This window comes from Collinsella sp. CLA-ER-H10 (genome assembly GCF_040092475.1).
In the GTDB taxonomy this organism is placed as follows: domain Bacteria; phylum Actinomycetota; class Coriobacteriia; order Coriobacteriales; family Coriobacteriaceae; genus Collinsella.
Genome location: NZ_JBBNLM010000030.1, coordinates 1 through 12,441, shown reverse-complemented (window position 1 = coordinate 12,441; position 12,441 = coordinate 1). Strand labels below are relative to the sequence as shown.

Sequence of the window (12,441 nt, the reverse complement as noted above, 5' to 3'; positions counted from 1 at the left end):
GTTCACAGGCACCTTTGTGGTGGTTTTCGGTCTGTCTCGATCTGTAACATCTTGGCCGCTAAAAGTGGGCTTGGTGTTACAGATTTAGATTTTCGATTCGGGCGTCTTCTGTTCGTCTCGATTTGTAACAGATAGGGCTCTATTTGCCGAGTAGATGTTACAGATTGAGACAAACGGGCGCCGTTGGTCATTTCATCTTGATTTGTAACATCTGGAGCCATAAACAGTCGCTAGATGTTACAGATTGAGATGGTAAGGGGACGAGGCCGCGGCTGGTGAGAGTGCCTGCTTCCTATCACTTAATCACTCAGAAAATCTTATATATAGAGACTTAGATTTGTGTATAAGATCGCGCAAAGCTGGCAACAATACTTCTCGAACAACGTGAAGCCGCCCCGTAGGGCGGCCGCCCCAAGAGAGGTGATTCCATGAGAATCGATAAGCTAGCAATGACGTCGCGCGAGGCGCTGCAGACCGCCATGAGCACGGCTGCCGATGCGCAGGCCGGCGCGGTGGAGCCGATTCATCTGCTGTCTGCCCTGCTCGGTGCCGGCGAGCGCAATATCTCCGTGATCATCGAGCGCATTGGTGCCGACCCGGCTCAGCTCGCACGCTCCACACAGGATGCCATCGACCACGCGCCCAAGGTTTCGGGCGAGGGCCAGCAGATGGGCCTGTCCAACGAGCTCGTCCGCGTCATCGAAAAGGCCGAGAAGAAGGCCACCAAGATGGGCGACAGCTTTGTGGTGACCGAGCATCTGCTGATGGCACTTGCCGAGGACAAGGGCGAGGCGGGCCGCGTGCTGCGCGATGCCGGCGTCACCAAGGAGCGCATCGAGCAGGTCTACGAGGAGCTGCGCGGCGATGACCGCGTGACGTCTGCCGAGGACAAGACGCAGTTTGAGGCGCTGGAGCAGTACGGTCGCAACATCTGCGACCTCGCCCGCGCCGGCAAGCTCGATCCGGTCATCGGCCGTACCGACGAGATCCGCCGTACCATCCAGGTCCTGTCCCGTCGCACCAAGAACAACCCCGTGCTCATCGGCGAGCCGGGCGTCGGCAAGACGGCCATCGTCGAGGGCATCGCCCAGCGTATCGTGGCCGGCGACGTGCCGAGCACCCTGCGCGACCGCGACCTCATCGAGCTCGACATGAGCGCGCTGGTCGCCGGCGCCAAGTACCGCGGCGAGTTCGAGGACCGCTTGAAGGCCGTGCTCAAGGAAGTGCAAAAGTCCGAGGGCAAGGTCATCCTGTTCATCGATGAGCTCCACACCATCGTGGGCGCGGGTGCCACCGAGGGCTCCATGGACGCCGGCAACATCCTCAAGCCGGCGCTCGCCCGTGGCGACCTGCACGCGATCGGCGCGACCACGCTCGACGAATACCGCAAGTACATCGAGAAGGACGCGGCGCTCGCCCGTCGTTTCCAGACCGTTATGGTGAGCGAACCTACCGTCGAGGACACCATTTCGATCCTGCGTGGTCTGAAGGAGAAGTACGAGATCTTCCACGGTGTGCATATCACCGATAGCGCGCTCGTGGCAGCTGCCGACCTCTCTGATCGCTACATCGCCGACCGCTTCCTGCCCGACAAGGCCATCGATTTGGTCGATGAGGCGGCAAGCCGCCTGCGCATGGAACTCGACAGCATGCCGGTCGAGATCGACGCCACCACGCGTCAGCTCACTCAGCTGCAGATCGAGGAACAGGCGCTCATGAAAGAGACCGATGACGCCTCCAGGGAGCGTCTGGAGGCCCTGCGCCAGGAGATTGCCGAGGTCCAGGAAAAACTCAACGTGCAAAAGGCCGGCTGGCTCAACCAGAAGAACGCCATTGACCACGTGCAGGAGCTTAAGAGCCAGCTTGACGAGGCCAAGAGCGAGGAGGAGCGTGCGACGCGCAACGGCGATTTGGGTCGTGCGTCCGAGCTGCGCTACTCCGTGATTCCGGGCCTGCAGCAGCAGATTCAGGATTCCGAGGCCGCGCTCGAGGCGCAAAAGCAGCAGGACGGCGAGGGCCTCAACGAGCAGGTGACCTCCGATGAGATCGCCGAGGTCGTGAGCGCCTGGACCGGCGTGCCCGTGTCCAAGATGATGCAGGGCGAGCTCGACAAGCTCAAGGGCCTGGAGGGCGAGCTGCATAAGCGCGTCATCGGTCAGGATGAGGCCGTCTCCGCCGTTGCCGCGGCCGTGCGCCGCAGCCGTGCGGGCCTCTCCGATCCGGACAAGCCCATCGGCAGTTTCTTCTTCCTGGGCCCCACCGGCGTGGGCAAGACCGAGCTCGCCAAGGCGCTGGCCGAGTGCCTGTTCGATGACGAGCGCGCGCTCGTGCGTATCGACATGTCCGAGTACATGGAGAAGTTCAGCGTCCAGCGTCTGATCGGTGCGCCCCCGGGATACGTGGGTTACGACGAGGGCGGCCAGCTTACCGAGGCCGTGCGCCGCAGGCCCTACTCCGTGATCTTGCTCGACGAGATGGAGAAGGCCCATCCGGATGTCTTCAACGTGCTGCTGCAGGTGCTCGATGACGGCCGTCTGACCGACGGTCAGGGTCGCCAGGTGTCCTTCAAGAACACGATCATCATCATGACGAGCAACGTGGGCTCTAAGGCTATCGCCGAGCTTTCGGGCAAGGACGAGGAGGAGATGCGTCATCAGGTCGACGCGGCCATGGCTCAGACCTTCCGCCCCGAGTTCCTCAACCGTATCGACGATATCGTGGTGTTCCATCCGCTTGGCATGGCGCAGATCGAAAAGATCGTCGATATTCAGCTCGCCGACGTCCGCGCGCGTCTGGCCAAGGAGCGCATGACGCTTGCCATCACCCCGGCGGCCAAGCAGATGCTTGCTGTGGGCGGCCTGGATCCGGTCTTTGGTGCCCGTCCGCTCAAGCGTCTGGTGCAGCGTGAGGTTGTCGATGCCATCGCGGCGGCCATCATCGACGGCACGGTGCGCGAGGGCGATCAGGTGACGGTCGATGTCGACAAGGACGGCGGCTTTACCGTCGTGTGCGACAACACGCCGGCGGCCACCTACGAGGTCCCCGACGCCGAGTAAATTTTGGGGCCGGCTTTAAAACCGCCCCTCATCGCAAAACGCCAAGGGCGGCGGATCCAATCGGGTCCGCCGCCCTTTTTCGTGCGACAATCGATGGTGTTGAACGTGAGTACATGGCAAGGAGATATGCAGATGAAAGACGAGAACAAGACGCACGCACCGGCTGCTGAGGCAGCGCCCGCCGCTCCGGTCGCACCGAAGGCTTCTCCCAAACCGGCGCCCAAGCCGCGCGACCCCTACATCCGTGCCGAGAACGAGGACGATGACGGCTACGATCCCTACAGCGATCGCCGCCCCGAGCGCGAGCCAATGTTCGAAGCTGACCCGTGGCGCTAAGTGCCACCCAAAAGGCCACCAATAAGTTGCGGTGAAATAGGGACTGTTTTGCGGTTTGACCAGCAAAAACAGTCCCTATTTCACCGCAACTGCGTTAGGGATTTTTCTACAGGGGGAGGGTAGTCAAAAAAGCCCCGTCCCAAATTGACTGCTCGGGGAGTCGCATTCGAGCTCGGTTGTCCTCTTAGCCACTCGATATCCTTCGGAGCAATAACGGTGATAAACTTGCTTAAGTGTTAATCAAGCTACACACAATCTTGCTCTCTAATTAATCAAGAATCGCTATAATTTTGATTAGCTAGAGAGCAAGATTGGAGAATCATGGCATTCAACGACTTGATCGCCCAGAAAATAAAGGACTTTGAACAGCAGGGGGTTCCGCAGGTCTTTGAGCGAGACCTTGATCTAGGAAACCCACAGGAGCCAAAGCGCGACAACATCGTAAATGTGATTGTGGGGGCCCGCCGTTGTGGAAAGACGTATCGCCTGTATCAGGAGATGCAGCGGCTTCAGTGCCGGGGCGTCAAGCTTGACCGGATGCTTTACTTCAATTTTGAGGATGAGCGCTTGCGCCCGTATGAGCCATCGCTGCTGGCGGACGTGCTCGACACGTTCTATGCGCTGTATCCTGTTGCTCGAATCGAGGGCGCTTACATTTTCTTTGACGAGATCCAAGAAATTCCCGAATGGGGTGCGTTTCTGCGTCGTGTAGTCGATACGGAGAAAGCGACCGTCTATGTGACGGGATCTTCTTCTAAGATGCTGTCCTCAGAGCTTAAGAGCGAGTTCAGGGGTCGTTCTCTTATACGGGAGCTTTTTCCGTTGAGTTTTTCGGAATACGTTCGATATAAGACGGGGAACGTTTTCGAGCCAGATGCGACCTTTTCCCCGAGCGATGCAGCGCTGCTTCGACATCATCTGATCGGGTATCTTGAACGAGGGGGATTCATCGCGACACTTGAGCAGACGCCTGCAGACGCGATTCAGCTGCTACAGGAATATGCTTCGCGAACGGTCGCCATGGACGTCGTTGAACGGTACGACGTCAAGAACCCTCGCCTGGCATCGCTGTTCTTGACGCGGTGTATGGCATCTTCGGGACGAGAGCTGTCAGTGAACAAAGTGTACAACGAGTTCAAGAGCAGACAGATACCCGTCAGTCGTAATTCGCTCAGCGATTTACTTGAGTATTATGAGGACGCCTACCTGTTATTTTCTGTGCCGGAGTTTACGCGTTCACTGGCAAATAACATGCGGTCTGCGTCTAAGGTCTACGCTGTCGACCCTGCGATGTTTGGAGCATTCTCTCCCGCATCGGCATTGGACCAGGGCCAGAGGCTCGAGACCGCAGTGTTCAATGCGCTAAGGAGAAGGACTCCCGCGGTGAGGACCGGCTCGGTCTGCCGCCTGCTAATCAAAGAGAAGAGCAAAAGCCATGAGGTGGACTTTGTGGCTGGGGACGCGCTTCTCATGCGGGCTTATAGCCTGATTCAGGTGAGTGCGGATATGGCAAGTGAGAAAACGCGCGAGCGCGAAATTGCCGCGCTTGATGCCTCGATGGCCCAGTTCGATCTTGGCGAGTCGGCAATCGTTACCATGGATGAACAGACCGATATTCCATGCGAGCACGGTGTGGTACACGCTATGCCCGCATGGAAGTGGCTTCTTGCCTGATCATCTATGGACCTGTGGGGTTAGGACCTCCTGGCTCCTTCATCGCGGTTGGGGAGCACCTTGCTGCGCCCGGCTAGTCCTGGGCTTTGATACTCGGCAGTAGGATCTGCGCGAGGTAGTCGGTCTCGAGTTTGGTGGCGGCGTCTGCGTTGCCGTCTTTGCCAACCAGGTCGTTCTTGATCTGACTATACGTATAGCGGTTGCCGGTCGTCAGCTCGACAAGCTCAATGGCCGTGTCCATGGGGTAGGTCGACACGGGATCCTGGGTGCGCCCGTTGATAGTCTGGGGCACCACATACGGATAGACAGGACCGCTAGCATAGACGGTGTAACCGTTGCCTAGATTGGCCGCACCCAAAACCGTATCGCCTTCATCGGGCGTAAAGCTCTCGCCCTCGCGCACCGCGACGAGCGTCACAATCGGCGTATCGCTGTCGCCGGCAAGATAGATGCATAGCGTGCTGCCATTTTGCCAAGTCTCGACCTTGCCGTACCACTCGACGGGGATATCGAGCTGGTAGAGGTCGGTTGCCTTGTGACGGGCGTCGGCATCACGGGATGCCTGTGCCTTTTGCGCGCTCACGGCATTGACGGCGGCGTCGCGCCGCGCGGTTGCCGCCTGCTGGAGCACCTTGGCGGTAGCGGCGGAGCTCGCGCCTCCCTCCTCGGCATATTTGGCGGCGGCATCGATCTGGTCGCCGGTCACCGTGTCGGCCGAAGGCACCTTGAGCTTAAAGGTGGCCTGGGCACTTAAATCCTGTCCATCGCTCTTAACGGTGACCTGCGCCTTGGTGGTCGGGACGGTATAGATGGTGCCGTCGGCCGCGATGGGGGAGGCGGCGATGGAGAGCGTGTAATCGCCGGGCAGCAGTTTGATGCCGCGGCCGTGCTCATCAACGTAGAGCGTTTCGCTCACGGATGAGCCGTCGGAGTCCTGCCCGCTCACCTGTACGGGAATCTTGGAGCCAGTCGAGCAATCGAGCCCTGCGGCACGCATGCCAATTTGCACCGACATCATCGTGTGCGCATTGGCGGCGGCAACGGCAGCCTGCTCCTGTTGGTATCCGTTCCATGCGGCGTAGCCTGCGCCGCCCGCGACAAGTGCGACGGCTACGACACCGGCGACCATCAAATTGCGGCGCTTGGGCGACATCTTGCGATGGCGAACCTCGGCCTCGCGTGCTGAGGGAACGGACGGTAGGGGGATATCGCCCATGGCGATGGTCTCGTCCACGGCAGGCGCAGAGCCCAGGCCGGGAAGCTCGCGGGTCAGCGAATCTTCGGCCGGCAAGCTGTCGAGCAAGATGGTTTCCTCGCTCGTGTCGGATTCGGGCTGGTCGTCGGCCTCGCATTCGGTGTCTTCATGATCTGCCTCATCTTCGGCAGGCTCAACGTCGTCTGCGTCCTGATCATCGGACTGCGCCTCGGCTTCCGACTCATCCTGCACATCAACGCCCGAATCGTCAAACGCAATCTCATCGAGTGAAATCCGGTCTAAGCTCTCCAAGGCCTCAGCGCAAGCTTCTGCATCTTGGGCCGCATCCTCTTGGCCCATCGTCTCATCTTTCATATATCCCCCAAGCTCAATATCGGGACAACACTGTACCCAAAAATGGAGCCATATAAAGCGCGTGCGAAATATAAGATCCGATTTAACTCGAGCGCATCGTTCGGCCGCATCCTCGCGGCAGCAAAAGGCCCCCGGAACGCGAACGAATCACATTCCGGGGGCTCTGCAATGCGTTGAGTTGCGCGGAGCCGGCTATGCTGCTTCGCGCTCAAGCGATGTCTGCGTCAGGCGCGTTACTCGGCGTGCGCGTAATCAACCTTGGCGCGGCGAGCGGTAGCCTTCTCCCAATCGCTGGTGCCCTCAAAGACATCCTGCTTGTAGGGATTGCGACCGAGCTTCTTGGCGCGGTAGGCGATGTAGATGATCGCGGCGACGTTGGCGATCAGCGCGGCAATCGAGACCGCGGTAGCGGCGCCGGGGTCGAGCGTGGAGTGGGTCACAAAGATGGACTCCTCCTGGAAGTACGGGAACACTTGGGCAAACATGCACCAAATGGCCAGCGTAAAGGCGCGGTTCTGGATCCAGCCGCCCTTGTTCCAGATAAAGGCGGCGACGGTGGGCGCCAGCAGCAGCGCAAAGCCGCAGAACCAGGAGTGGGTGGGCAGGCAGTTGTAGGTGTAGCAGAAGTTCCAGATATCGTAGGCGATGATGTAGACCCAGGTCATGTCGGGCCACAGCATGTCGGTCTGATCCTCGGAGGCGTAGACGCTCCACCAACCGGTCATGCAGAAGATGTTGATGATACCGGCAATGCCGTTGAACACGTTGTTCCAGCCGGCCAGCTGCGTAGCACCTTCGGAGGTGACCCAGGTGGACTCGCCCAGGACAAAGAAGTGATAGGCGCTCTCGAAGTCGGATACGACGGCAATCATGATGTTGATGGCGACGATCACAAACGGCCATGCGCGGAACCAATGTGCCTTGCCGATCTTGCCCCACTGGTACTTAATGGCAATGAAGCCCCAGCAGCCGGCCAGCGCCGCGTATACCTTGGCGTAGTGGAACCAGCTGTTCTGGTACACATGGGTGGGGTTGGTGAGCGCCCACTCGGCACCCTGCGAGACGCCGATGGCGATGGCGGCGCAGTAGATGGTCATGGCCAGCGGAGCCACGCCAAAGATGATTGCCGCGCCCAGCTTGGTGCGGCGGCCGACCTCGTTGAGCACGATCAGGCCAATAAAGACTATGGCCCAGCCGGCCCAGTGGATAAGGGTATCGCTACCCCAAACATCGAACAGCATGCTGCTCTCCTTTCACACGCCCGCGGCCCCTCTTCTGATCGCGGGCAGTTTGGCCAAATGTCGTCAGTTCTGGGGCTTGCGCTCCGGATACTTGGCGGTATAGCCCTCGATGTGGAGTGTCGAGGCGATGATTTCCTTGACCGTCTCGTCGGGCACATCGGGGTGCGTGCGGATATACATCAACAACCCCATGATGAGGGTGTAGAACGTCTCGTAGACATGGTCGATGCGTAGCTCATGATGGGCGACAAAGTCCACCACGGTGGTGTCGCAGATATACTGCGCCACACGCTGGACCACGTTGTGCAAAAAGCCGCCGTAGAGCGCGCCGCTGCTTGAGGTGAGCGTACTCGGCAGCTCGTGGCCGCTGGCGACCAGGCGCTTAAAGAGCGGGGCGACGGTGTCGAGCGCGCCTTCGATATCGCCGACGGTGCGGTCGGCGTTCCACTGCTCGAGTTCGGAGATAAAGCCGTCGATCGCCTCGTCCATGACGGCGGTGACGGCGGCGTCCATATCGGCAAAGTAGTGGTAGAACAATGAACGCGTGCAGCCGGCTCGCTTGGTCACGGCCGATACCGATAGGTGGGACACGCCCAGCTCGGAGCTTACGGTGCGCACGGCATCGAGGATCTCGCGACGGCGTTCGTCGCCCGTCAGGCGCTTTGCCGCGCTATCGGATGCGGGAACGGCATCGACCACAGAGGTATCTGCTGTGTTGTTGCTCATGTTTTGCCGCCTTTCATCCTCTTTTGCCTGACCGTTCGCCTAACAGTCTTGAATATTGTTGACGGTTCGTCAATACTATTTTTGACACAATGTCAACTAATGGCGGGTGAACGGCATGGGGGCATGCCCGGCCTGCAAAAAAGAGGGGTGCCGCGGTCTCGCTGGGCTGTGGCAAGAGAAGGGACAACCATGATTCTCAACGGACCGGGGATTAGCTATACCGAGCCCGATATCGGCGCTGAGTTCGTGCCGCCGATACCGGAGCATCCGCGCGAGGCCATCGTCAAACTGTGCGAGCACTGCACCAACCGTCTGTTGCACCGCGACGAGCTGCTGGGCTACGAGTACTGGTCGTTTGCCGAGGCCGCAACCGACGAGCAGGCCGAAGTGCTCTGCAAGATGAAGATGCGCCGTCCCTATACGCTGCCCGAGATGGTCAAGCTCACCAGCATGCCCGAAGCCGATATCGAGAAGATGCTCGACGACATGAGCTACACGGGTCTGCTCGAGTACAACTGGGAAAACCCCGAGCACGCCAAGCAGTGGGTGCTGCCCATGCTGGTGCCGGGTTCCGCCGAGTTCCTCAACATGCGCGTGAGCCAGCTCGAGGAGCACCCGGTCTATGCCAAGTTCTTTGAGCAGGCGTCCAAGGGACCGCTGTCCAAGGCCACGCCGATGGTGCCGCCCGGTGGTGCCGGCATCGGCATGCATGTCATTCCGGTCGAGAAGGCTATCGATGCCGCGAGCACGTCGGTGCCTATTGAGCATATAGAGCACTGGCTCGACAAATACGAGGGTAAGTATGCCGCCAGCACCTGCAGCTGCCGCGCGAGCCGTCGCGTGATGGGTGAGGGCTGCGCCGACGACCCGGCCGATTGGTGCATCGCCGTGGGCGATATGGCCGACTACGTGGTCGAGACCGATCGTGGCCATTACGTGACCCGCGACGAGGTCTACGACATCCTGCGCCAGGCCGAGGACAACGGCTTTGTGCACCAGATCACCAACATCGACGGCGAGAACAAGATCTTCGCCATCTGCAACTGCAACGTCAACGTGTGCTACGCCCTGCGCACCTCGCAGCTGTTCAACACGCCCAACCTGTCGCGCTCGGCCTATGTCGCCAAGGTCGAGAAGGACAAGTGCGTGGCCTGCGGTCGCTGCGTTGAGGTGTGCCCCGCCGGTGCCGCCAAGCTCGGCCAGAAGCTCTGCAGCAAAAAGGCCGGCGGACAGGTGCCCGAGTATCCGCGCCAGGAGCTGCCCGATGCCACCAAGTGGGACCACACCAAGTGGTCGCCCAACTACCGCAACGATAACCGTATCGAGACGCACGAGTCCGGCACCGCGCCCTGCAAGACGGCTTGCCCCGCGCACGTTGCCGTTCAGGGCTATCTGAAGCTTGCGGCACAGGGGCGCTATGACGAGGCGCTGGCGCTCATCAAGCGCGAGAACCCGCTGCCCGCTATCTGCGGCCGCGTGTGCAACCGCCGCTGCGAGGATGCCTGCACCCGCGGCCGTGTGGACGCCGCCGTGGCTATCGACGAGGTCAAGAAGTTTATCGCCCAGCGCGATCTTGATGCCGCGACCCGCTATGTCCCGCCCGTGGTGACGCCGACGCGTGCCGGCGGCTTCGATCAGAAGATCGCCATCATCGGTGCCGGCCCGGCCGGTCTGTCCTGCGCCTTCTATCTGGCCGAGAAGGGCTACAAGCCCGTCGTGTTCGAGAAGAACGAGCGCCCGGGCGGCATGCTCACCTACGGCATTCCCAGCTTTAAGCTGGAGAAGGACGTTATCGAGGCAGAGGTCGAGATCATTCGCCTGATGGGCGCCGAGTTCCGCTATGGCGTGGAGGTCGGTCGCGATGTGACGCTCGACGAGCTGCGCGCGCAGGGCTTTAAGGCCTTTTATGTGGCCATCGGCTGCCAGGGTGGCCGCCTTGCCGGTATTCCGGGTGAGGATGCCGAGGACGTGACCGTGGCCGTCGACTTTTTGCGCGAGGTCAACAGTGGCAAGATTGACGCGCTGCCCGGCCGCACCATCGTGGTGGGCGGTGGCAACGTGGCTATCGATGTCGCGCGCAACGCCTGCCGTCTGGGTTCCGAGTACGTTGAGATGTTCTGCTTGGAGAGCGAGGCCCAGATGCCCGCCAGCGAGGAGGAGCGTCGCGAGGCCGTTGAGGACGGCGCTCACATCAGCTGCGGCTGGGGCCCCAAGGAGATTCACCTGGACGAGGCCGGTCGTGTGTGCGGTATCACCTTCAAGCGCTGCACGCGTGTCTTTGACGACGAGGGCCGTTTTGCGCCCGAGTACGACGAGAACGACCTGCGTCGTGTCGATGCCGACCGCGTAGTCATGTCGATTGGCCAGTCCATTGTGTGGGGCGACCTGCTGGCTGGCTCCAAGGTGGAGCTTGGCCGCGGCCAGGGTGCCCTTGCCGATCCCCAGACCTATCAGACCGCCGAGCCAGACATCTTTGTGGGCGGCGACGTCTATACCGGCCCCAGCTTTGCCATCGATGCCATCGCCGCCGGTCACGAGGCCGCCGTGTCCATCCATCGCTTTGTGCAGCCGGGCTCCACGCTCACCATCGGCCGCAACCAGCGCCGCTACACCGCGCTCGACCGCAACGACGTTGTGCTCGAGAGCTACGACAACGCGAGCCGCGAGGTTGCGCATGTGGACCGCGAACGCGAGAAGGCTGCGCCGTTTAGCGAGTATGTTGAGACCTTTACCGAGGAGCAGGTGCGCGCCGAGACCGCCCGCTGCCTGGGCTGCGGCGCCTCGATCGTCGACCCTAACAAGTGCATCGGCTGCGGCCTGTGCACCACCAAGTGCGCGTTTGACGCCATCCATCTTGATCGCGATCGCCCCGAGTGCTCCACGATGGTCAAATACGAGCAAAAGCTCCCAAGCCTGGGCAAGTACGCATTGAAGCGTGCAATTAAGATCAAATTTGGGAAGAAGTAAGAGACCTAACAAGTAAGTGAACGGCGCAGAGGGCGGTTGGACAGCGAGCGGGTCCCAGGCGTGGCGAGGTGCCTTGAAAGAGGAGGGCATAGGGCTTTTGCCCATGCCCGACGATTGAAAGGCAGATCGCCCGTCTGGGACTCGCGCAGCGTCAAGCCGACCGCCGTTCGTTAGAACGGCGGAAGGAATTAAAAGTGCACGAGCTGGGGATCGTCTATCACATCATTCGCGATGTCGAGAATGTGGCGCGCGCCAATGGCGTGGGTCGCGTCTCGAGCGTGACGTTGCTGCTGGGCGAGGTCTCGGGCGTCGTTCCCGACTTGCTGCTCGACGCTTGGCGCTGGGCGGCAGATAAAAAGTCCATCACCGAGGATGCGGAGCTTATTGTGGAGCCCGTCGAGGCCGTGACACATTGCGAGGCGTGCGGCCGCGACTATTCGACAGTCGAGCACGGCAAGACCTGCCCCCATTGCGGCAGCGGCGAAACATATCTGCTACAGGGCCAGGAGGTCATGATCAAGCAGATTGAGACCCCCGACGAGGACCCGGCAGACGCTGTTCCCGACGGCCCTTCCGACGCGCCCGATGCCGTCGACGCCGCCAACCCACTCCACATCGTCTAGGATCCCCTATAAGTTGCGGTGAAATAGTTCCTAAATCCAGCCTTCTGACTCTTAAACAAGAACTATTTCACCGCAACTTTTTTGAGTAGTTTTGTTGAGCATAAGTCGTGCAAATAGTCAAGCTGTTAGCGCCGGAATAATTTAGCCAAATATAGTCGGCCGAGATTGACCAATCCCGGCCGACCCATTTTAGCCAACACGCCCGCATCTATGACTTTCCTATCGCATTCCTACATCCCCTCGGGCTG

The 12,441-nt window shown here is 60.4% G+C and carries 8 protein-coding genes; 5 read left to right on the top strand and 3 right to left on the bottom strand.

Translation table 11 applies throughout. The annotated features are described in order from the left end of the window. The first annotated feature begins 428 nt into the window (after positions 1–428). From clpB to AAAX36_RS09105, 3 genes are all read left to right on the top strand, one after another. Positions 429–3,056 carry an ATP-dependent chaperone ClpB gene (gene clpB, locus AAAX36_RS09115; RefSeq protein ID WP_349075193.1) on the top strand — a complete coding sequence of 876 codons (2,628 nt, stop codon included), beginning with the start codon at positions 429–431 and terminating at the stop codon, positions 3,054–3,056. Positions 3,057–3,188: 132 nt separating this feature from the next. Then, a complete protein-coding gene (locus AAAX36_RS09110; protein WP_349075192.1) occupies positions 3,189–3,392 on the top strand; it encodes a hypothetical protein in 204 nt (67 codons plus the stop codon). Positions 3,393–3,713: 321 nt separating this feature from the next. Next, positions 3,714–5,066, top strand: a complete 1,353-nt coding sequence (locus AAAX36_RS09105) for an ATP-binding protein (RefSeq protein ID WP_349075190.1) — start codon at positions 3,714–3,716, stop codon at positions 5,064–5,066. Between the two features lie 73 nt (positions 5,067–5,139). Here the strand turns inward: AAAX36_RS09105 and AAAX36_RS09100 are convergent, their stop codons facing one another. The 3 genes from AAAX36_RS09100 to AAAX36_RS09090 all read right to left on the bottom strand — a co-directional run bounded on the left by AAAX36_RS09100 (position 5,140) and on the right by AAAX36_RS09090 (position 8,603). Beyond that, entirely contained in the window at positions 5,140–6,636 is a 1,497-nt protein-coding gene (locus AAAX36_RS09100; protein ID WP_349075187.1) for a hypothetical protein, read from the bottom strand. A 233-nt stretch (positions 6,637–6,869) separates the two neighbouring features. Next, positions 6,870–7,877 (bottom strand): DUF5692 family protein, encoded by a 1,008-nt coding sequence (locus tag AAAX36_RS09095; RefSeq protein ID WP_225094120.1) that lies wholly within the window; start codon positions 7,875–7,877, stop codon positions 6,870–6,872. A 63-nt stretch (positions 7,878–7,940) separates the two neighbouring features. Continuing rightward, a complete protein-coding gene (locus AAAX36_RS09090; protein ID WP_225094121.1) occupies positions 7,941–8,603 on the bottom strand; it encodes a TetR/AcrR family transcriptional regulator in 663 nt (220 codons plus the stop codon). A 189-nt stretch (positions 8,604–8,792) separates the two neighbouring features. On the opposite strand from AAAX36_RS09090, the gene AAAX36_RS09085 reads away from it, so the two are divergent. Then, on the top strand, positions 8,793–11,570 hold the full coding sequence (locus AAAX36_RS09085) for an FAD-dependent oxidoreductase (RefSeq protein ID WP_349075184.1): 2,778 nt from the start codon (positions 8,793–8,795) through the stop codon (positions 11,568–11,570). Positions 11,571–11,764: 194 nt separating this feature from the next. Next, positions 11,765–12,193, top strand: coding sequence for a hydrogenase maturation nickel metallochaperone HypA (locus tag AAAX36_RS09080; RefSeq protein WP_349075182.1), 429 nt, complete (start codon positions 11,765–11,767; stop codon positions 12,191–12,193). Positions 12,194–12,441: the final 248 nt, after the last annotated feature.

Coding starts and splice junctions, on each gene's coding strand:
- clpB (WP_349075193.1), top strand. CDS start 429: ATGAGAATCGATAAGCTAGCAATGACGTCGCGCGAGGCGCTGCAGACC.
- AAAX36_RS09105 (WP_349075190.1), top strand. CDS start 3,714: ATGGCATTCAACGACTTGATCGCCCAGAAAATAAAGGACTTTGAACAG.
- AAAX36_RS09085 (WP_349075184.1), top strand. CDS start 8,793: ATGATTCTCAACGGACCGGGGATTAGCTATACCGAGCCCGATATCGGC.
- AAAX36_RS09090 (WP_225094121.1), bottom strand. CDS start 8,603: ATGAGCAACAACACAGCAGATACCTCTGTGGTCGATGCCGTTCCCGCA.
- AAAX36_RS09095 (WP_225094120.1), bottom strand. CDS start 7,877: ATGCTGTTCGATGTTTGGGGTAGCGATACCCTTATCCACTGGGCCGGC.
- AAAX36_RS09110 (WP_349075192.1), top strand. CDS start 3,189: ATGAAAGACGAGAACAAGACGCACGCACCGGCTGCTGAGGCAGCGCCC.
- AAAX36_RS09100 (WP_349075187.1), bottom strand. CDS start 6,636: ATGAAAGATGAGACGATGGGCCAAGAGGATGCGGCCCAAGATGCAGAA.